Here is a 20,725-nt window from a genome sequence, read left to right on the forward strand (position 1 = left end):
GAATGGCCAACCGGTTACTACGCGTGACCAACACTATTTTAATCAATATTATGTTTCTAAATATTTCTATTTCTCTATTTCCCTTTCATCTATTTCATCATCACTCTCATCCTGTTAAATAATTCTCTTGAAGGTGAACAAGGATGGCAGATAACTTTATGGGTGGTTCTCTAGCTAAAGAAAATCTAACCATACTAATAACCGATCCAATTGACGAGTACATGATAAGGACACTGAAAACCAAGGGTCTCAGGGTAAACTATCAGCCCGATATAGATAGGGAGGAGTTACTGAAGGTAGTGGAGAACTATGACGTACTGGTGGTCAGGAGCAGAACCAAGGTTGACAAGGAGGTCATAGAGAGAGGGAAGAGGTTGAGGGTTATAGCTAGGGCAGGAATAGGTGTGGATAACATAGATACGGAGGAAGCCGAGAGGAGAAAGATCAGGGTCGTATATGCGCCAGGTGCTTCTACCGATTCCGCTGCAGAGTTGACGATAGGTCTAATGTTAGCCGGAGCTCGCAACATGTTTACCTCCATGACCTTGGCTAAGTCTGGTATATACAAGAAAACTGAAGGAGTCGAATTGAGTGGAAAGACAATTGGAATAATAGGATTCGGAAGAATAGGGTATAAGGTTGGGGTTATTGCAAAGGCCATGGGCATGAACGTCTTGGCGTACGATGTAATCGATGTCTCCAATAGGGCTGCGGAGATCGGAGCTAGAGCGGTTTCCTTGGATGAACTGGTTACCCAGTCCGACGTGATTAGCATTCATGTGACTGTAGGGAAGGACGCTAAACCAATACTGACCTCCAGAGAGTTTGAAATGATGAAGAAGGGAGTCATCATAGTCAACACAAGCAGGGCAGTGGCTGTTGACGGAAAGGCCCTCCTTCATTACATAAAGGAGGGAAAGGTTATGTCCTACGCCACAGACGTGTTCTGGCACGAACCACCAAAGGAGGAGTGGGAGCTAGAACTGCTCAGGCACGAAAGGGTCACAGTCACCACCCATATAGGGGCACAGACCAAGGAGGCACAGTACAGGGTTGCCGTCATGACCACGGAAAACCTGTTGAGGGCTTTACAGGAGCTCGGTGTTAAACTTTGATGCTCATTCCAGGTCCAGTAAACGTTCCAAGAAGTGTGGCCCAGAATTCCACAGTCGTGGTTAATCATAGATCCGAGAAGTTCAGAGGAGTGGTTGCTCAACTTGAGCACCTTTTAAAGGGTGCGTTTTTCTCCTCTAGGGTTGCCCTGCTCACTGGATCTGGAACTCTTGCTGTGGAGTCCATGGTGTTCTCCCTTCTGAAGAAGGGGGAAAAGGTCATCGTGTTGACTTACGGGGAGTTCAGCGAGAGATTGCTGGACTCGGTAGTAAGAAGGGGTACCTCTGCAGTAGTGTATAGGAAACCCTTCGGGGAGATATTTTCGGAGGAGGAGATAAAGGAGATACTTGATACCAACAAGGACGCTACGGCCCTAGCATTTGTTCATAACGAGACCAGTACTGGTATAGCATTCAGGAATTTGAGGAGGGTTGTGAAATTGGCTAAGGATATGGGACTGAAGGTTCTGGTGGACTCCGTTTCAGGTTTCGGTGCCTACGAAATAAGGGTAAACGAGTGGAACATAGACGCAGTAGCAACAGGTAGCCAGAAGGCGCTAGCCTCTGTCCCAGGCATGGGCCTGGTCGGGCTATCGGAGGAAGGAATCCGCAACCTTCAGGACGATGCGCCAAACTACCTCAACCTCAAGCTTCACCTTAAATTCCAGGATAGAAGGGAAACTCCTTTCACTCCTGCAGTGGGCGTATTCTTTTCTACACTGAGAGCCACAGAACTTCTTCACCAGGAAGGCGTTGAGAGGAGATGGAAGAGACATGAAGCATGTGCCAGGTTCGTGCGAAGTATAACTGCCAAGGCAGGTTTCTCTTTACTTGGAAATGAGAGTAATTTTTCCAATACAGTGGTAGCTGGGGCTCCTCCAGTTTCACCTAAATCCATGATAGAGGAACTTTCGAAGAGAGGAATAGAGATCTCAGGGGGAATTGGCGAGCTCAAGGATAAGATAGTGAGAATAGGAACTCTGGGAATGATAGATGATAGGGCCGTACTCAGATTGAGATACGCACTGTCGGATATACTTAAGGTAGATTTGAACGATGTCCCCTCTGCAGACTGCAAACTTCCAGATTCTATAGCTCAAGAAATGGACTGGGATAACTAATTTTTTATTTATTTAAAACAGGTGTCTCGTATGAGTCAAGACGAAGCTCCAGGGATTAACCCTTTGACGCAGGTTTATGTGGGGAGCTGGAGAGACAGGCTTACTTCCTACGAGAGGGCACGAATAATTAGTGCCAGGGCACTCCAGCTGGCCATGGGTGCTTCTCCCCTTATTGATGTTTCCTCAGCTGGACTTGAAGGAGCTAGCTCACTTAGGATAGCTGAGGAAGAGTTTAGATCCAACCTCTTACCCATTAGTGTAAGGAGGAGGTTTCCCAACGGAAAAGTTGAGCTTATCTCTGTAATGAAGCTTAGCTCAAAGAAGCCTTAATCTGGCGATGATGTGAGTCATGCCAAATGATCGGTGAAGACAAACCTGGGGTATCTGAGTATATTGGATTAGGCATCACGAACCAAGTTAAGAAATCGTTAAAACCTCTGAGAACTCTAAAAAATTTAAAAAGGCTATAAAGCCTTGAACTTTTCGTGCCACGCTGCGTATGCCTTTAACATATCCTGGTTAACGCTTGGCTTCCTGACCTTAAGCACTTCCCTGAAATCATCCATGTTTATCGCTCTGGGCTCCTGCAGGTTCTTTTCAAACATTTCCTTCACCACTCTCATGTGAGCCGATTGAACTATGTCTCTAATATCACTGGCCGTATATCCATCAGTCAATTCAGCAAGTTCCTCAAGGTTCACGTTTGGATCCAGCTTCACCTTGGAAGAGTAATGCTTCAATAACTCTAACCTGTGGGCCTTGTCTGGAAGGGTGATATATATCCTCTTCTGGAATCTTCTCAGGAACGGTTCATCCAATCTCCACGGCTTATTGGTCGCCCCTATGACATACACTCTGGAAATCTCGTTTTTGTCGGCTAATCCGTCCATCTCCTTGAGGAATTGGTTCCTAACCCTGGCCTCTCCACCCACCTCTGATGTGTAGGAGGCAAGCAACGCATCCAGCTCATCTATGAAGATGATGGCAGGTTTGTTCTCCTTTTTAGAGAGCTCCCTGGCAGTCTTGAATATCTTGGCTACGTTCTTCTCCGCCTCTCCAAGCCACTTTGACATGATTGAGGCCGCATCCACATGAATGAACTCCGAGTCAAGTTCGTTTGCTACTGCGGCCGCTATCATGGTTTTTCCACATCCTGGAGGACCATACAATAAGATCCCCCTAGGCCAGCCCAACGGGAAGAGGTCTGGTCTCTTGCTAGGATAAACTACTGCCTCCTTCAGAGCTTCTTTCACGTCCTCTAGTCCAACAATTTCGTTCAGGGTCACCTTGGGTTTTTCCTTCATGACTATCTCTTCTTCACTTTTTTCAGTCTCTTCTCCTCCCTCCGGAACCATTTGGTTTAGCGTATCCAGCCTCTTCTTGTACTCGTTGATCATCTGCTCATAGGCGTTCCTGGCAACCATATCAGGGTAGAGGGTAACGATCTGTGTAAGCACCTCAATCGCCTTCTTGTAATTGTTGATGGCATCCTCCCTTCTCCCCTCCTTGTCAGCCCTAACCGCGGCTATGGCATACTTCCTTGCCATTTCTTCCAGCATCACCTGGGCACTCATCTGAGTCAGGCCTCCAGTGCTATTAGACCCTTCTTAGCTAGGTTGTTCAGTATCCCAAGGACTTCATTCTTGTCCACCCCATACTCCGCAGCCACCAGGGACACATCAAGTATACCCCCACTGTTCCTTATAAGGGTCAGAAGTTCCTCCTCTCCTATCTTTCTTCTAACCACCTTGGGTTCGGATGGAGGATACGGAAGCCCTATCATACTAGGCTCCATGGGAGTTACACTCTCCTTGGGAGGATGAGGTAAATCGAGCTTGGGCATCCTTTCACTGATCTTAGTTTCAGCTGTCTTTCTGGCCTCATCAAGTATCCTCCTTGCCTCATCGTCTACCGTAGGGACAAGAGATCTATCGCTTACCGTCATTCCCGTTTCGACGGCAATGCTATTCACGCTACTTATAATCGAATCCAAAGCTATGGCCACTTCTGGAGCCACTCCTCTTACTTGCTCCTTCAAGCTCTCCAAAGTCCTTCCTACGGGACCAATCATGGAAGACACCCCCTGGATATCGTGAATGGTTTCCAATCTAATCCTAACCTTCTCTATGGCCAGCCTCGCAGTGTAAACTATTTTCATGATTTTCCTTATTTCCGAAATTTCCTGAGCGTAAATGGTAGCCCTGGTCATCTCCCCGTTCTCCTGGGACCTCACTACCTTGTCGAAGAGGTCCTTGTCCCTATCCTCCAGCTTCCTCATGGTTTCGTCGAGCTTGTCCTGCTGATCTCTCAATTTAATAGAAATTTCAGTTAATTTGGAAGATAACAACATCTGTTCATCTTTCTTCCTTGTAATGTTGAAAAGTAAGCTTAACTTCATCCTAAAGAAATAGGTTGGTCACTGTGTGCTTAAGACTTTAACAGGTATTGGTGTAGGTAATTCCGTCCTGCTAAGATCGGGCTTTGTTGATGACTCGGTTCCATTGGTGAGGGACCCTGCTCCTTTTATATCTAACCCACTATCTCTATCACTCAGGTCCAGTTTCTCCATGGTCTTTCTTATGTCATCCTTCTCTACAATGTAACTCTCCTTAGCCTGCCTCAGTATCTCTATGGAGCCCTTGTATGCACTCTCAGTCAGTTCAGCTGCTATATAACTCATTTTCACTGCGATCATTGCCCTGTCTATATGAGTGATCTGATCCTCCACTTCATTGAGTCTGCTCTTTAGCTTGCTTTTAATTTTGGCATAATCCTCCCTTATTTTCACCATTTCGGAATCAAGTTTCCTTTTCATATCATCATAGGAAGACTTTGGAATTTCCTGCTTTGCGTATAACTCCTCTAGTGCCCTCTGCCTCTTCCTTATTTTCTCCATTTGCATTATAGATTTCATAGAGTCGGCCTTCCAATCGGGAAGGATAGCCAGTACATCATTAACCAGTGATATCCTGGACGGATCTAACGTGGAGAAAGTGTTCCCGTATGCAACCTCTATCCCGGTCACCGTTCCGTCCACTTCTGTATAAACATGGACAATGTAGCCTACCTCTCTCCCGTAAACGTCCTTCACCTTTTGACCTATGAATTTCATTAAATTATCATACGATATAGCCATAGGTATTACTCCTCAAAAATAGAGGTTACTCCAAGAATGGCTTAAAAGGCTTAGTGCCCCTCAGAGTAGGTTGTTCTTCATCTAATACGCGCTTTTAACCTTCATCATTGGTAAAGGTAATTCCGGGGGACAATTTAAATAAACTTTCCATGTCTAATAAAAGGTTTGATCATGACGTTACAGACGCTTGTAAACGTAACAAATCAGTTGTTCCATCCATTAAGCTTCAACACTGAGCCTTTATCAATAACACTGATAGCAATGGGGCTCATAGTGCTGTTCCTGGTGGCCATAGGGGGAATGGTTTACGGTCTCTTCAAGGCAGTTAAAGCTGTACCCAACTTAACCACTAAACAATTCATTCTCTTCCTCCTGCTGTTGGCCGTTGGTCTGGTAGTGGTAGGGATATTGCTGCCGTAAACTAGAGTCTCCTGCCAAGATATTCAAATCCAAATTCGTTTTCAATTTCAAGTAATCTGTTATATTTTGAAGTTCTTTCCCCTCTTGAGGGTGCTCCTGTTTTAATGAAGTCGCTATTCAGTCCCACAGCCAGATCGGCAATGAAGCTATCTTCAGTTTCACCGCTCCTGTGACTGACCACGGTCTTTATGGAGTTGTCCCTTGCTAAATCGAAGAATTCGATGGTCTCAGTTAGCGTTCCGATCTGGTTTGCCTTGACGATAACTCCTTTTGCGGATTTCATCTCAATTCCTTTCCTCAGGTATTTCACGTTTGTAGTGAAGATATCATCTCCAGTAATAATGACATTCTTGATCCTATTTTGTAACTCGGAATATCTACCGAAATCGTTCTCCTCAAATGGATCTTCCAGATACAGTAAAGGGTAACGACTTGCTATGTCCGCATAGAAATCTATCATTTCATCTGGGGACTTAGCTGTATTGTCTATTTCATACACTCCCTTCTCAGGGTTGTAAAAGTCCGATGCAGCAGCATCCATTCCCATGAAGACTCTACCCTCCATTCCTGACCTCTTAATTGCCTCATATACGAGCTTTAGCGCATCCTCAGTCACACTAAGAGGTGGGGAGATCCCTCCCTCATCACCTAAGGCAGTGTATATCTTTCCGTACCTTTCTGTGACCAGGGATTTCAGTGTTTTATAGATCTTTGTGGAGGCAACCAAGGCCTCTTTGAGGGTATCAAACTTAGCTGGAATGATCATGAATTCTTGGATCTTCAACATGTTACCGGCGTGTAGTCCCCCATTCAAGATGTTCAGCAGTGGTACCGGTAGCGTATGTGTTCTAGCCCCACCAATATACATAAAGGGCTCCAATCCCATGGAAAGGGACGCGGTCTTGGCTACAGCAATGGATGTAGCTATAGTGGCGTTAGCTCCTAACCTGGACTTGTTCTCCGTTCCGTCCAACTCTATCATCAGCTTATCTATTCTTCCCTGTTCTCTCACATCCAGTCCCGTGAGTGCAGGTGAAATGTAATAGTTTATGGAGTCCACAGCTCCTTTGACCGAACCATCCTTGTCCCTGAGCTCTATAGCTTCCCTGGTACCTTTGGAAGCCCCTGAGGGCGCATCACCTGTTGCTCTAACTCCGGACTCCAAAGTGACCTTGGCCCTAACAGTTAGATTTCCCCTAGAATCAATGATCTCGTAACCCTGGACCTTAGCTATTGAGAAACCGTTCATCATTTTAATTCATTGCTACTCATCATACACAGGCTAAAATGTTAATGGTGCCGATAGCCCTCTTCCTGTTTTACGGCGTGATGTCGCCCGTATATTACCATTTATTGAAGGATAAAATGAGCAATCAAACGGCGTTCACAATAACTTGGATCACGGCACCCTTTCTGGCCTCCTATCCCTACCTCGTGTCCTATCTATACATTCTTCCTATTATTCTCGTGTTAAATATCATAGGATACGTTCTAGTGATACGAAGAAGTTACAAATATATTTATAATGGATTACTTTTCCTTACTGCCTCCATTATAACGATACTATTTTTTAAACTGTTACCTTACATATAACTCCATATGCCCAAGAAGAAACAAAGTGAACCGGACGTTTGTCCCAACTGCGGGACTAAGGCAGAGAAGCCCATAAAGACGTGGAACTTGGTATCTCCTCTTCCTGACGCGTACGGTAGAATAACCATTACCGTAATGGGTTCATATGAATGTCCCAATTGCGGTCACAGATGGAGAGCGGTGGTCTCCAAGATAAGGGCAGGTGGATCAGAGGTAGAAGTGGAGGGAAAGAAGGGCGTGAAGAAGTTTGGAGGAGAGAAGAAGGAGCAGAGAACCGATGAAGGAGAGGTAATAGAGCTGGATTTAGGCGATCTGGATGAAGAAGAGTGATATAGCGATCATCATTCTTATTGCGTTGGTTTATATCGTGTTTTATTCTAACATAGTGAGTTCTGCTAGCGTGGAAGGAGTATCAATGTATCCGATTTTTCAGAACGGGGCCCTGACCTTCTATCAGCCTCCAACTCACGTAACTTATCACTCAATCATAATATATAGGTCGCCACAGCTTCACACCTACGTGATCCACAGGGTCATAAGGGTTGACGGAACATACTACGTAACCCAGGGGGTGGATAAGATATCCAATCCTCAACCCGATAATCAGATAGGGTTAGAGCCGGCCCCTGGTGTTCCCTCCAGTGACGTGATAGGAAAAGTGACTCAAATAGATGGATATGTTATTTCCATCCCTTATCTAGGTTACCTATCTATCCTACTTTCTTCCCTGGTTAGGTAACCTAGACCTGAGAACTCTGTATGTTGGAGTTACTGTGCTAGGATGATTTGCCTTCACCTGATCCAGTCTACCCACCGCAGTGTTCTGGGGAGTGGAGGTTATGGCTGAAGGATTGGTGTAGGCTTTTTCCACAATCTCCTTGATCGCCTCAGCGAACTGGTCTAAGACCTCTACGGGCTCCGTTTCTGTTGGTTCTATCATGAGAGCTTCCTCTACATTGGGCGGGAAGTATATGGTGGGCGCGTAGAAACCCCTGTCAAGTAGTGCCTTAGCCACATCGAATGCAGTTACCCCTGTCTCTTCAGCCAGTTTCTTAGCACTGAACACGACCTCGTGCTTTCTGAACCTGTGAGGAGCCATTAATTCCAGTCCCTTAACCCCCCTCAGTTTAGCTATTAGATAGTTTGTGGCCAAGGTACTCATTTTCCCAATCATGGATACTCCTTTACCACCAAGGCCAAGAATGTAGGCATAGGATCTCATTAGGTTACCGAAGTTACCGTTGAAGACAGAGATCTTACCTATGGACCTCTCGGGCTTGACCAGAGAGTATCTATCTCCCTTGACCACCACGGGGTAAGGGAGGTATTCAACCATTTTACCTTTGGCGCAGACGGCTCCAGCCCCTGGACCCCCACCCCCGTGGGGGACCCCGAAGGTCTTGTGAAGGTTAAGATGAACTATGTCAAATCCCATGTCTCCGGGCCTCACTATTCCCAGTATTCCGTTCAGATTGGCTCCATCGTAGTAGAGTACTCCGTCCACGGAGTGAACTAGATCGGCTATCTCCTTAATGTTCTCCTCAAAGAGTCCCAAGGTGTTGGGATTGGTCAGCATGAACCCTGCAACGTTCTCTGATATAGTTCCCTTGAGCACGTCAAGGTCAACCAGTCCCTCCTGGTTGGACTTAATGTAGATTACCGAGAAGCCAGCCATGGCTGCGCTAGCGGGATTTGTTCCGTGAGCCGAGTCGGCAACCAGCATTTCCTCCCTCCTCCTGTTCTGCTCTCTATGGTATTTCCTGATCATCAGGACTCCAGCCAGCTCACCTGCGGATCCTGCAGGAACCTGTAGACTGCATTCATCCATCCCCGTGGCCTCAGCCAGCCACCTCTGCATTTCATACATTACCTCCAAGTTCCCCTGAACAGTCTCTTGATCCTGCAGTGGGTGGGTTCTCTCAAACACTCCTGTCTCCTCCTCTATCTTGGGATTGTACTTCATGGTGCACGATCCCAATGGCATCATTCCCGTATCAACGCCAAAGCTCATCTGGGAGAGCCTAATGAAGTGCCTAACAACCTCGAGTTCTGAGACTTCTGGCAGCTCAGGTTCCCTTCCTCTCCTGATCTTCTCAGGTAACTTGGTCTCTGCCTCAATATTCTCCTTGGGCACAAGAAATCCTTGCCTTCCCTTTCCCTTGTATTCGGTGATAAGGGGCTCATCCCAATACGCTTGCCTCCACATTCAGGCCACCTCTTTTATGGCGTTAATTAGGTCATCTATTGCCCTCTTGGTGTGGACTTCAGTTACACAAAACAGTGCCTCCCTAGGACCCAGTTTCAATCCACCATGAATGCCCCTCTTGAGCAACTCTGAGTGAATTCTATCGTAATCGGATCTGAACACAAAGGTGAATTCCTCAAAGAAGTCAGATTCCCACTTCCTAGTGCCAAGCTCCTCATCCTCCATCCTCTTCAAAGCGTAATGGGATCTCTTGTAAATCTCGGTAGCTAACTCCTTTATACCGTTCCTTCCAAGGAGGGATAGGTAAACAGCGTTGGCCAGGGCTATGAGAGCCTCATTAGTGGTGATGTTTGATGTTGCCTTCTCCCTTCTCGCGAATTGTTCCCTCGTCTGAAGAATCAGGGTAAACCCTCTTTTCCCGTTAACGTCCTGCGTCATGCCCACGATTCTTCCAGGCATCTGCCTCACCAATTTCATGTCCATCCTAGTAGCGAGGATACCGCTGTATGGACCTCCAAAGTTGAGCGGTATCCCTAACTCCTGGCCATCCCCAACTGCTATGTCAAACCCAAGTTCACCCGGACTCTTTATCAGTCCCAGGGAGAGCGGGCTCACCCCTACAATACTCACCACGTTATTCTTCCTCGCCCACTCAGTCACGTATTCCAGTTCAGTCTCCACTACCCCAAAGAAGTTGGGCTGTTGAACGTACACGGAGGAGATCTCGTCCGGATTGAGGGAGGATAGGAAATCAAGATCCACTTTGCCGTCCTTTCCTGTGGGAACCTTGACCACTTCCAGTTCCTTACCAGATATCCAGGTTCTGAGCACCTGTTCGTGTAGCGGGTTAATGGATTCTGGAACCACTACCTTTCTTCTCCCGTTGATCCTGTGCGCCATGAGAACCGCCTCGGCCAGGCTACCTCCCCAGTCGTAGTGGGACGAGTTAACCACATCCATCTCCAGAAGTTCAGCCATGAGGCTCTGATACTCGAACAGGGCCTGCAGGAGACCCTGATTTACCTCAGGTTGATAAGGCGTATACGCAGTGTAGAACTCCGACCTGGTCAGAATGAACTTAATCACGGAAGGAATTGAATGGGGATATGCCCCAGCGCCAAGAAAAGGGGGATATTTTAACTTTAAGTTCCTCTCAGCCACTTGGCCTAATCTCCATCTTATTTCCTCCTCGGATAAAGGAGAGTCGTAACCCACCTTCAGTTCTCGTCTCAATATTAGATCCTCTGGAACGTCCTGAAAAAGCTCGTCAATTTCCTCTACGCCAATTTCCCTTAACATGTCCTGAATCCTAGATATATTTGGAAGCCAGGGATGGTTGTCCATTTAAACTCCATCAGCAAATATCAAACAATAGAAGGCGGTTATGAATGTTTTGGACTCCCTTGATTAACTTTGAGGAAAAGTTAGGGGCAAGTCTGGGTGAGTTTGCAGGTTGGAAAATGCCCATGACCTACTCCTCCTATCAGGAGGAGCATATGGCTGTCAGGACCAAGTCAGCCTTTTTCGACCTATCCCACATGGGTAGATTGAGGGTTACAGGAAAACTACAGGAATTTGAAAATCTCATTGCAAAGAAGATCTCTGACTCTCCACCTGGCAACATGATTGGTCCAACGGCCTTTCTCAATGACAGGGCCGGTTTTGTGGACGACGTAATGACCTACAAGGTTTCCGAATCGGAGTTTCTTGTGGTCACCAATGCGATAAACAGGGAGAAGGTGATAAACTGGATCAGGAAGAACTCCGCCTTAGAGGTACAGGACTTAACCTTCGACTTGGTCATGATAGCTCTTCAGGGCCGGGGGATTTGGGAAGTGGTGGAGAAACCGGACCTTTCTCCTCTACAGTTCAAGTTAAACGCCAAGTTTGAGGGTCATGAGGTTTTCCTTTTGAGTAGATCTGGATGGACCGGTGAGGACGGAGTAGAATTTTGGGCAAAACCTGAGGTGGCCCAATCAATTCTGGAAAGGCTCATAACCCGAGGGATTAAAGGGGCCGGTTTAGTCACGAGGGATAGTTTGAGGCAGGAAATGGGTTTCGTCCTATATGGGGAGGATATTGGAGAGGATGTGAATCCAGTGGAAGCCAGATACTGGGTTTACTCCCTAGAGAAGGACTTCATAGGGAAAAGTGCTCTCCTGGAGATCCTAAGAGCAGGCGTGGATAAGCTGAGAATTGGTTTAAAACTACCCAAGAATCAAAGAGTTATCCCCAGGAACTCCTCTAAGATCAAGATCGCAGGAAAGGAAGTGGGTTACGTAACGAGCTCTACCTTTTCTCCCTATCTGTCTAGGGTTATAGGAATGGGATACCTGAGTTCCAGGCATTTTTTAGTGGGCGGAAATGCTGAGGTTGAGGTGAGAGGGAAGGATTATAGCGTTAAATTGTCAGATTTCCCATTATTAAAATGAGGCGCTTAATTTGAGCGAAATTAAGGTTGGTAAATACGTTCTTAGAAGTGATCTACTTTATACCGAGAGCGACGAGTGGGTTAAGTTAAATGGAACGGAGGCAGTTGTCGGGATAACGGATTACGCTCAGAAAAAACTCAGGGATATTGTGGGGGTAGATTTACCCAAAAGAGGACAGAGGGTCTCCCTTGGGGAAGTGATTGCGGTGGTGGAATCAGTAAAGGCGGCGGCAGACATTTACTCGCCACTCTCTGGGGAAGTGATAGATGTGAATGAGGAATTAGTGTCCAGTCCAGAGCTAATAAATAAGGATCCCTATGGCTCAGGCTGGTTATTCAAGTTAAAAATAACCAATCCAGAGGAAAGTAAAAAGCTTCTCCCTGCAGAATTATATGCGGAGAAGATTAAGGGTGATTGATGTGGAGGAAGGATTTGAAGTAGAGGAAAATTATGTTCCGGATTTGAGGAAACCCTCGTACATGATTGTGGGTATACCTGATGCGGGTCTAGTCGGAGAGATTGCTACAGAATACATGATCAGCAAGGGACTGGTCCAGGAATATGGCCAAGTATTTTCTAGAAAGTATCTTCCCCCTATACTGCATGTTGATGATGGAATTGCCAAATCTCCCCTGAGGCTCTATCACGGAAAGGATCTCAACATAATCGTTGTTCACTCATGGACAGCGCTTCCGGTTAACGCTGCCTATCCACTGGCCAAGTTTATAACAGAGTATGCCATCAGATACGGTATCAGCTCGGTTATCTCCATAACTGGGTTGCCCATACCCAACAGGCTTGATATAGATAAACCAACTGCCTACTGGATAGCAAATTCCAAGGATTTGGCCTCAAGTCTGGGCGGACTCGACAACGTTCAGAAGTTCGGCCAAGGTTACATTTCCGGTCCATACGCTCCAATTCTTTATGAGACTGCAAAGAAGAACATAGGCAACTTCGCCATAGTCGTGGAGTCTTTTCTGGACATACCAGATCCCGAAGCTTCAGCTGTTGCCCTAGAAATAGTAGGAAAATACCTTGGATTCACCATAGATACTAGCGCCCTTTTACAGGAGGCTGAGGAAATCAGATCTAGGATTAAGGGCTTGATGGAGCAAACAAAGAGGGAACTTCCCACCTATTCCTCAGGAAAACCAATGACCTACGCGTGAAAGACATGCCTGCATATAAGGACCTTTACGACATGGTAAAGAAGGCCATAGAGGCGGAAATGAGGGAAATGGAAAACATGGTAGAGCTAATGTCCAACGAAATAAGGGAGGCCGTGGAAAGGGAGAGCTGTCTGGTTCCACTTTACAGTGAACTGAGAAGGGAGAACGAGCTAATCTACATAGTGGATGTGCCCCACCTGAAAGAGGAGACCATATACGTTAAGCTGAATGGGCAGAACCTTGAGCTTTCCTGCACCAACTCAAGGGGAGTGAAGTACAGGCTAAACCTGAAAGTTCCCAAGGAATTGGAAGGGTCGGAGATCAAGGTCTCCAGGGTGAAGGGAAGGATAACCCTAAGGCTTATCAAGGCGAATACTAAATGATAATTTGAAAGTTTCAGTGTTGCTATAAATTTGGTTTCTAACTTTATTTGTGCTCATATAAAAGGTCAAAACTTTACGAGAGATAATAAAAGTCCCTTTTTCAAACTCTTATGAAGGCGTTGCAACATGTTTATAAACGCCGTTTAAGATAACTAGTTAAGGGATAATTTTGGAGGAGCTTAATAACGCCAAGGATATAGAGACTAGGAAGGTTCAGAAGCTCGGCTCATCCTCCCTTTTCATTACATTACCCAAGAAGTGGATCAATAGGTGGAACGTTAAACCGGGAGACAAGATCCTGATAGAGGTGTCAAGTGATGGCTCTCTTAAGCTGATTGCAGAGAAGATAAAGATGGAGAATAATCACAGGTCCATCAAGATTGATGTTGACTCATTGAAGCAACCAATTCCCAGCATTATCCCATGTCTCTACACCCTTGGATACGACGAAATCATCCTGGAATCCAAGAGATCCATTCAACCCAAGGACGTTGAGGACCTCATTCAAGTAACAAAGCAGATAGTTGGAGTCGAGGTAACGGAAACATCCGAGAACAGAATCAAGGTGGAGTGCCTCTTGGACACTGAAAAGGTTGGGATAGAGTCCCTTCTCAGAAGGATGCTCAACACTGTTGCCAAGAGAGTTGACGAGACCATAGCCCTGATATCAGGGGAAACGCCAAGGGAGAGCTCAGGGAATCATGAGGATCTGCGCAGGCTATATTACATGTTAATGAGAAGAGTCATGGGAAGCAGATACGAGACCGCCAAGAATATGACCAAGAACACCCTTATCGTGATAAATACCACTACCCTCCTTAACGTGGACACTGTGATAGATAAATTGATGGACGCAATCAGGTCATCCAGCCCTAGTAAGGAGGAATCTCAGGTCCTTGTCGAGACGCTGAAAAAGGTCAACGATCTCTTGGACGAGGTTATAATGACCGTTCTATTTCCCAGCACCAAGAGGGTTCTAAACGGTCTTAACTTAGTCAGAGAATCTAGGCTCAACTTATCTCAGCTAAACAATACTCCGGTCGTAGAGTACATCAAACAGATAGTGGGACTTCTGGAGAGCGCTCTAGAGAATTCGTCCTGTACACTGTTCCTGGAGGATATGCCTTGGATAGAAAGAAACTTAACTTAAAATGCAATAAATGGTGTGTGGTGAATTGACAATGTCTACACTTAAGGTTGAAAACCTTCACGTTGAGGTTGAGGGTAAGGAAGTTCTTAAGGGAGTTACATTTGAGGTCAAGAGCGGAGAGATTCACGCTCTGATGGGTCCCAATGGAAGCGGTAAAACCACCCTCTCACTGGCTCTCATGGGTCATCCCAAGTATAAGATTACCAGGGGTTCAATCACACTCGATGGTGAGGACATAACCAACCTAGAAACTGACGAGAAGGTCAAGAGAGGGCTATTCCTAGCTTTTCAAAACCCCATAGAGATAAGCGGAGTTAAACTCTCCACTCTTCTAGTGGCTGAACATAACAGAGTGTCAGGCTCCAATAAGTCAGTGTCGGAGATAGTGGCCGATGTTAGGAATATAGCTAAGGCTGTCGGCCTCAACGAGACTCTTCTAAACAGGGGAGTCTTTGACGGCTTCAGTGGTGGTGAGAAGAAGAGGACCGAGATCCTTCAGATGTTGCTCATGAAACCTAAATTCGCAATCTTGGATGAGCCTGACTCTGGAGTTGACGTTGATGGACTGAAGATAATTTCAGAGGGTATAAAGAAGCTCAGGGCGGAGAACAATACGGGTTACGTGATAATCACGCATTACAGGAGAATCCTTGATTACGTCAATGCAGACAAGGTCCACGTTCTGTACAGGGGAACAATCATAGCCAGTGGCGGAATGGAGCTCGCAAAGCTCATTGACGAGAAGGGATACGAGGGAGTAATTAAATCTCACGGTTAATTTTTAAACTTTAATTTTCGTTTAGCTTAATTTAGTTGAGAAGATATAATAGAAAGGCTTATAGCTTATCTTTAACACAGTTAAAGATGGTAAGAAAGATGACAGAAGAGAAACTATCGCTGGACATGAACGAGATTCTTAACGCGTCCATCGAGGCGAAGTATGAGAAGCTGGATCAACGCGAGTTTCATAGAAGGATAGTTGAGTCAGGACTAACCAAGAGCACGATAGAGGAGATCTCCAAGATAAAGAAGGAGCCAGAGTGGATGCTGAGGCTCAGGCTCAAGTCTCTTGAGCTCTTTGAGAAGATTCCAACCCCAAACTGGTTGCCTGATGTGTTGGGTTCGCTTAACGTCTCGAGCCTTGAACTTTACGTAAAACCAGACGTTGATCAGACCAATAGCTGGGATCAGATCCCAAAGGAGATAAGGGAGTACTATGATGTCCTTGGGATACCGGAGTCGGAGAAAAAGTACCTGGGAGGGCTAGTGGCAGTCTTTGAGTCCGAGCCCATTTACTCCAACGTGAAGGAGGAGCTGACCAAGAAGGGCGTCATAATGATGCCACCAGAGGACGCATTGAGAAAGTACCCTGACTTCATGAAGGATTACTTCATGAAGATCTTCCCAGCATCTGATCACAAGTTCGCTGCGTTACATGGTGCCCTCTGGAGTGGAGGAGTCTTCGTTTACGTCCCTAAGGGAGTTAAGATAACCACTCCTGTGGAGGGCTTCTTCATCATTGGCAGGGAGATGGAGGGCCAGTTCGAGCACACGCTGATAGTTGCAGATGAGGGATCATATCTTCACTTCATCGAGGGTTGTAGCGCCCCACAGCTTAGGAAGTTCTCATTCCACGACGGAATGGTCGAGCTTTACGCCAAGAGGAACGCAAAGATAAAGTTCACCACCATCCAGAACTGGAGCAAGAACGTAATAAACTTCAACAACAAGAGGGCATGGGCAGATGAGAGCGCAAACATAGAGTGGGTTGAGGGTTCCCTGGGCTCCAAATACAGTTTCGTGTACCCAACCACGATCCTGAGGGGTCCAAACGCAAGCTCCACCAGTCTGGTGGTAACCCTGGCCTCAGGTGAGGGAGAGTGGAAGGACAGTGGATCCAAGATGATACACGCAGCACCCAACACCAAGAGCAAGATTGTGAACAAGAACATAGGGTTCGGTGGCGGGGTCAACATATACCGTGGACTTATCAAGGTTAATAAGGGAGCCAAGGGGGCTAAGGCATTCGTCAAGTGCGACTCACTAATGCTGGACGAGAAGACCAAGGCCTATACCTTCCCGCATAACCAAGTCCTTGAGGACGACGCTGACGTAGCCCATGAGGCACATACCTTCAGGATGAGCGAGGATCAGCTGTTCTACTTGATGAACAGGGGTATAGGAGAGAAAGAGGCAACATCAATGCTTGTGCTGGGCTTCATTGACGAGATCATGAAGGAGCTACCCTTCGAATACGCCACCATGCTTAACAAGGTTATTAAGCTGGAGCTGGATAAGCTGGGAGCAGTGGCATGAATGCCTGTTGTTGACCAAGAAAGTTTCCTCAAGTATATCTCCTCTTTGGAATCCAAAACAGAACGAGAAGAGATTTTTCAGAAGTATCTAACCTTACCATATCAGGTCATCAGCGACTCTCCCACAATAAAGCACTACACGGAATGGTCAGTTTTCGATACCCTCAACCTTGAAATGAGGGCTACCCCTATTAAGGATCTTACAATCCCACTGGAAGGTTACACGTCATTTGTGATTGGTAACAACACTCCTTTGAACTTCTCACCCATTGACTCTGTTAACTCTGGCCTTGTTAAGCCAGAGGATCACAAACTCGTGGCTCTAACCCTGGCAGGCTCCAGAAAGGTGCTCATTAACAGGGGAGGGAAGTATCTAGTTTACAACAGGTGCCAGGGGAAAATCTTTTGCCCCGTTCTCGTGGAGGTAAGTGTTCCTGACGGGGATAACGTTGACGTGATCTACTACTCCGATAGTTCAGACGGGGCAATGCCTTCTGCGGTGATCTCCCTAGATGTACCGAAGGGCTCATCCATGTCCTTCTCCATTGTTAACTCGAGCCGGGATTCCTATGCGTTCACCTACACCAAGGGCTCAATCAAGGGAGAAATCAATTCCTCAATTTTCTCAGTGGGTCAATCCCTGGGCCACACAGAGTACCACGTAGAATTATCGGACGAAGCTGTTGCCAACTTTAACGCCAAGAGCCTTGGAATAGGAAACAACAGGGTTAACGTGTTGGCAAACGTCAACCATGTGGGAAGGAAAAGCGTCAGTAACGGTGTGTTAAAGGCCGTAGCCTCCGGTAGTTCCTACACCGTGATCAGGGGAGATGCGGTCATAGGCGAGAACGCCATTGATTCCTCCACAACGATCCTCGGGAGGGCACTGATCATAGGAGATGATGCTAAGGCAGTCGTTGCGCCCATGCTCGAGGTGAAAACAGGAAAGATAATCACGGCAAAACACTCGGCCTCAGCTTCCAAGGTAAATGAAGATCTAATTTTCTACCTAGAAAACAGGGGGTTGGACAAGAGAAGCGCGGAGGGGTTAATAATCAGGGGCTTCCTTACTGATGATAACGACAACGACATAATCAGGAAGCTTGTGGAGGATGCGATCACCAAGATGGGATACTAATACTTTCGTCTAACCCTCCGTCTATTCCTATTTGTGAATGGTCCAATATATTCCGGTTTTCTAAGGTAGTAATACCGAGAGAATGAGAGTAATCACGTTTAAAGCGGAAGAGGATCTGTTGCTGAAGCTAGATCTCTATGCGGCTAACAAGAGGACTCCAAGGAGCGAGATCATCAGGGATGCGCTCAGGAAGTATCTAGAAGCCGCTGGCGGGATTTGAACCCGCGACCGCCGGCTGGCTTGGGAAACCTTACAAGGCCGGCGCTCTGGCCAGGCTGAGCTACAGCGGCACGTTATAACTATTTTTCATGAACCCATTAAAATCTAACTCATCATATGTTGGCAGACCAGTCCTCTATTGAGCAGAGAGAGTTGAAGATTTGGTTTTCTCATCTATCGTCCGCATGGATTTTCATTAGTGAAATACTGGATATTGCTTGTATATTGTTCCATTTCTATTTTCCCTCTAACTGGTCTAAAAACGTTGTCAACACGAGAGGAAGCCTGCCCGCCATACATTCAACGTTAAAGACCCCTTAAGCAGGCACCATGAAACCCCCCTAAAAGTACCAGGGCAAAGAGTTGGGCTAAATGTGACACCATGGTGCCGCCGCGGGGATTTGAACCCCGGACGACCGGATGACCCAGCACCCGTATGAGTCCGGCGCTCTGGCCAGGCTGAGCTACGGCGGCACTTCTAATGAGGTCATTATGCCTAAAAATTTTCCTCTACTCTATACCATTACCCCATGTCACTAACCCTCACATGACAATTTCCTTGAACCTTAGCCTCACGTGCAATGTAGCCATCACTAGTCCCAGAATCAGTGAGAGTAGGGCCAGCTCCATCAACTTACCGTTCAAGGGCATGGGGGAGTAAAGGGTAGCCCCCTGGATTAGGATCAGGGCAAGACCAAGTATCATTCCACCAAGTATGGCGCCTTTAGTTTTCGCGTCTACCTGCGAGAACTGTAGTCTCCTTCTCCACAGCTCACCCAAGGCGTAGAAGATCACTATCCCCACGTCTATGAGGAAATACCTCACGAATGCGGTGTACAGGAAATCTTCCCACCAGCTCACCAGGTTGTTAATTTCGTATAACTGGATGAAAATGAAACTACCGTAAAACACTGTCCAGTCCGCAAGTCTGCTATTCTTGAATGGGCCATATATCCTGATCCACGGCATCCTCTCAACCTCCCTGAGTCCAGGATCCGCAGTTCTGTTCACGAGGGTGGCCGGATCCTCCAAGTACCACATTACTCCCTTGCTTTTGGATACCTTTCCATCATAGTGAAGTTTGAACGTCCTGATGAATCTTCCAAGGGGGAAGAAAAGTTCAATCCCTCTGTCTGTGGGGGAGGTTAAGAGGTCTAATCCAAAGTGCAGAAACATTCCCAGACCCAGATAGAAGTTGAAGTACATAACTGCCAGTCCCACGAAAACGTTATGAAAGAGTGCCCTGTGAAGCTGGTACTTTGCAAATATCTTTCTCCTTGTGAAGATGTACTCCCTGTCCAGATCAGGCAGAGCTGCCCCTATTCCGACCAGGACTGCAAGGGGGATATTGTGAAATAGAGCTAGGCCCACCGCAAGCGCGAAAGCTATATGTGAGTTCAGATTCATGGGAGGAAAACTCGTGCTTACCTTTTAGTTTTCTCGTATGTTTGGTGGAGTGGGCACTATTCTTACATGATAATACGGCGTTCGATTACGATAGGGATTTATATTTCTTGATGGAGGAATGAATATGGCGCAGATTGTTGGATCAATTTCAGGGCTGGGAGCCGTACTGGGACCCGTGATAGGGCTGGAGATAAGCCTCGACGTGAAGCAGGAGGAGTGCCTCCAGCAGGGGTTGAGGAGCTACTTCTCCCTTTATGGGCGGGGAAACGCGCAGAGATATGAAGTTTACCCCGCTATTGCTACCTCATCCTCCCTGAGGATGTCGGCGGATAACGACCCGGACAGGGTGTACAGGCAGGGCATACTCTTCAGAACGGAGGACGCGGGGGAGTGGTACTACGTGGGCGGGGTATCTCCCCGCTGGAGTTATGACAGGATAGTGGCGTATCAGGGCGGGAGCAAGGCGACCTCCTCGGGAAAGGTGAAGGTGGGAATCCTGGAGAGGTTCGCCGAGACCGGGGTGGGAGTTTTCCCCATGGAGAAGTTGAGGGTTCCCTCCACGTGGTACAACCCGGCCCAGTTCAGGGACTGTGGCGGTATCCTGGGGGTAGTGTGGAACGCGCTTTCGAGATACCAGGTAATCTTCATGGGAATGATGACCGAGGCGCCGTTCTTGCGAATGGCATATCTAACCAAACAGCTCTTATACCGCGATAAAAACGGAAATTATCGCCTATCCAAGCAAGGCGAAGATATAATGAGGATGGTCTCAGATGATTACCCCTTCATTTACGAGGGGATAGGGGCTTCTCCTGGAAGACCTCTGCAGATCGGTGGTCTCCCAGTAGCTAACACCCGCTTCCCCTTCTTCACGTTGAACGGGATGAGCCAGGAGGTCAAGGCCATATGCGAGCAGATCCT

The 20,725-nt window shown here is 46.9% G+C and carries 22 protein-coding genes, 2 tRNA genes and 1 pseudogene; 16 read left to right on the forward strand and 9 right to left on the reverse strand.

The window, feature by feature from the left end; all coding sequences use genetic code 11:
• The first annotated feature begins 143 nt into the window (after window positions 1-143).
• The 3 genes from L3N51_RS05835 to L3N51_RS05845 are packed head-to-tail and all read left to right on the forward strand — an operon-like array spanning window position 144 to window position 2,563.
• Window positions 144-1,115, forward strand: coding sequence for an NAD(P)-dependent oxidoreductase (locus L3N51_RS05835; protein WP_238026041.1), 972 nt, complete (start codon window positions 144-146; stop codon window positions 1,113-1,115).
• A complete protein-coding gene (locus tag L3N51_RS05840) occupies window positions 1,112-2,233 on the forward strand; it encodes a pyridoxal-phosphate-dependent aminotransferase family protein (RefSeq protein WP_238026042.1) in 1,122 nt (373 codons plus the stop codon). The genes L3N51_RS05835 and L3N51_RS05840 overlap by 4 nt, the downstream gene beginning before the upstream one ends.
• A 30-nt stretch (window positions 2,234-2,263) precedes the next feature.
• A complete protein-coding gene (locus L3N51_RS05845; protein WP_238026043.1) occupies window positions 2,264-2,563 on the forward strand; it encodes a DNA-directed RNA polymerase subunit K in 300 nt (99 codons plus the stop codon).
• Window positions 2,564-2,697: 134 nt separating this feature from the next.
• On the opposite strand, the gene cdvC is transcribed toward L3N51_RS05845, so the two are convergent.
• The 3 genes from cdvC to cdvA are packed head-to-tail and all read right to left on the reverse strand — an operon-like array spanning window position 2,698 to window position 5,369.
• Window positions 2,698-3,807: a cell division protein CdvC gene (cdvC, locus tag L3N51_RS05850; RefSeq protein WP_238026044.1), complete on the reverse strand. Its 1,110-nt coding sequence runs from the start codon at window positions 3,805-3,807 to the stop codon at window positions 2,698-2,700.
• A 5-nt stretch (window positions 3,808-3,812) separates the two neighbouring features.
• A complete protein-coding gene (locus L3N51_RS05855; protein WP_425597957.1) occupies window positions 3,813-4,631 on the reverse strand; it encodes a cell division protein CdvB in 819 nt (272 codons plus the stop codon).
• A gap of 18 nt (window positions 4,632-4,649) precedes the next feature.
• The gene (gene cdvA, locus L3N51_RS05860; RefSeq protein ID WP_238026046.1) at window positions 4,650-5,369 is read right to left on the reverse strand and encodes a cell division protein CdvA; all 720 of its coding nucleotides are present in this window, start codon (window positions 5,367-5,369) and stop codon (window positions 4,650-4,652) included.
• 261 nt (window positions 5,370-5,630) lie between these two features.
• Here cdvA and L3N51_RS05865 point away from each other — a divergent pair, with 261 nt between their 5' ends.
• Entirely contained in the window at window positions 5,631-5,789 is a 159-nt protein-coding gene (locus tag L3N51_RS05865) for a hypothetical protein (protein WP_238026047.1), read from the forward strand.
• Between the two features lies 1 nt (window position 5,790).
• Here L3N51_RS05865 and eno read toward each other — a convergent pair whose 3' ends face one another.
• A complete protein-coding gene (gene eno / locus L3N51_RS05870; protein ID WP_238026048.1) occupies window positions 5,791-7,041 on the reverse strand; it encodes a phosphopyruvate hydratase in 1,251 nt (416 codons plus the stop codon).
• A gap of 347 nt (window positions 7,042-7,388) precedes the next feature.
• Between eno and L3N51_RS05875 the strand changes: the two genes are divergently transcribed.
• Window positions 7,389-7,712, forward strand: a complete 324-nt coding sequence (locus L3N51_RS05875; protein ID WP_238026049.1) for a chromatin protein Cren7 — start codon at window positions 7,389-7,391, stop codon at window positions 7,710-7,712.
• Entirely contained in the window at window positions 7,693-8,121 is a 429-nt protein-coding gene (locus L3N51_RS05880) for a signal peptidase I (RefSeq protein ID WP_238026076.1), read from the forward strand. Before L3N51_RS05875 ends, L3N51_RS05880 begins: the two co-directional genes overlap by 20 nt.
• Here the strand turns inward: L3N51_RS05880 and gcvPB are convergent.
• Window positions 8,098-9,588 carry an aminomethyl-transferring glycine dehydrogenase subunit GcvPB gene (gcvPB, locus tag L3N51_RS05885; RefSeq protein WP_238026050.1) on the reverse strand — a complete coding sequence of 497 codons (1,491 nt, stop codon included), beginning with the start codon at window positions 9,586-9,588 and terminating at the stop codon, window positions 8,098-8,100. The genes L3N51_RS05880 and gcvPB overlap by 24 nt on opposite strands.
• Complete coding sequence (gene gcvPA, locus L3N51_RS05890) at window positions 9,589-10,932, reverse strand: aminomethyl-transferring glycine dehydrogenase subunit GcvPA (protein ID WP_238026051.1); 1,344 nt, start codon at window positions 10,930-10,932, stop codon at window positions 9,589-9,591.
• Between the two features lie 44 nt (window positions 10,933-10,976).
• Between gcvPA and gcvT the strand changes: the two genes are divergently transcribed.
• The 9 genes from gcvT to L3N51_RS05935 all read left to right on the forward strand — a co-directional run bounded on the left by gcvT (window position 10,977) and on the right by L3N51_RS05935 (window position 18,398).
• Window positions 10,977-12,020 (forward strand): glycine cleavage system aminomethyltransferase GcvT, encoded by a 1,044-nt coding sequence (gene gcvT, locus L3N51_RS05895; RefSeq protein WP_238026052.1) that lies wholly within the window; start codon window positions 10,977-10,979, stop codon window positions 12,018-12,020.
• Window positions 12,021-12,030: 10 nt separating this feature from the next.
• On the forward strand, window positions 12,031-12,438 hold the full coding sequence (gene gcvH / locus L3N51_RS05900; protein ID WP_238026053.1) for a glycine cleavage system protein GcvH: 408 nt from the start codon (window positions 12,031-12,033) through the stop codon (window positions 12,436-12,438).
• Window positions 12,431-13,192 (forward strand): proteasome assembly chaperone family protein, encoded by a 762-nt coding sequence (locus tag L3N51_RS05905; protein ID WP_238026077.1) that lies wholly within the window; start codon window positions 12,431-12,433, stop codon window positions 13,190-13,192. The genes gcvH and L3N51_RS05905 overlap by 8 nt, the downstream gene beginning before the upstream one ends.
• A gap of 5 nt (window positions 13,193-13,197) precedes the next feature.
• Window positions 13,198-13,575, forward strand: coding sequence for a CS domain-containing protein (locus tag L3N51_RS05910; protein WP_238026054.1), 378 nt, complete (start codon window positions 13,198-13,200; stop codon window positions 13,573-13,575).
• A 169-nt stretch (window positions 13,576-13,744) separates the two neighbouring features.
• Window positions 13,745-14,725, forward strand: a complete 981-nt coding sequence (locus L3N51_RS05915; protein ID WP_238026056.1) for an AbrB/MazE/SpoVT family DNA-binding domain-containing protein — start codon at window positions 13,745-13,747, stop codon at window positions 14,723-14,725.
• Between the two features lie 31 nt (window positions 14,726-14,756).
• Window positions 14,757-15,503, forward strand: a complete 747-nt coding sequence (gene sufC / locus L3N51_RS05920) for a Fe-S cluster assembly ATPase SufC (RefSeq protein ID WP_238026058.1) — start codon at window positions 14,757-14,759, stop codon at window positions 15,501-15,503.
• A gap of 98 nt (window positions 15,504-15,601) precedes the next feature.
• The gene (gene sufB / locus L3N51_RS05925) at window positions 15,602-17,041 is read left to right on the forward strand and encodes a Fe-S cluster assembly protein SufB (protein ID WP_238026078.1); all 1,440 of its coding nucleotides are present in this window, start codon (window positions 15,602-15,604) and stop codon (window positions 17,039-17,041) included.
• On the forward strand, window positions 17,042-18,178 hold the full coding sequence (locus L3N51_RS05930; protein WP_238026060.1) for a SufB/SufD family protein: 1,137 nt from the start codon (window positions 17,042-17,044) through the stop codon (window positions 18,176-18,178). It abuts the gene before it with no gap.
• 82 nt (window positions 18,179-18,260) lie between these two features.
• A complete protein-coding gene (locus tag L3N51_RS05935) occupies window positions 18,261-18,398 on the forward strand; it encodes a ribbon-helix-helix protein, CopG family (RefSeq protein WP_048057707.1) in 138 nt (45 codons plus the stop codon).
• Here the strand turns inward: L3N51_RS05935 and L3N51_RS05940 are convergent.
• From L3N51_RS05940 to L3N51_RS05950, 3 genes are all read right to left on the reverse strand, one after another.
• A tRNA-Thr gene (locus tag L3N51_RS05940) sits at window positions 18,380-18,468 on the reverse strand. The genes L3N51_RS05935 and L3N51_RS05940 overlap by 19 nt on opposite strands.
• Before the next feature lie 312 nt (window positions 18,469-18,780).
• Window positions 18,781-18,871 (reverse strand) — tRNA-Met (locus L3N51_RS05945).
• Window positions 18,872-18,940: 69 nt separating this feature from the next.
• The gene (locus L3N51_RS05950) at window positions 18,941-19,804 is read right to left on the reverse strand and encodes a metal-dependent hydrolase (RefSeq protein ID WP_238026061.1); all 864 of its coding nucleotides are present in this window, start codon (window positions 19,802-19,804) and stop codon (window positions 18,941-18,943) included.
• Window positions 19,805-19,928: 124 nt separating this feature from the next.
• Here L3N51_RS05950 and L3N51_RS05955 point away from each other — a divergent pair.
• Window positions 19,929-20,725 (forward strand): annotated as a pseudogene (locus L3N51_RS05955) (hypothetical protein); the annotation flags it as partial.

This window comes from Metallosphaera javensis (ex Hofmann et al. 2022), from assembly GCF_022064045.1.
GTDB classification, from domain to species: Archaea; Thermoproteota; Thermoprotei_A; order Sulfolobales; family Sulfolobaceae; genus Metallosphaera; species Metallosphaera javensis.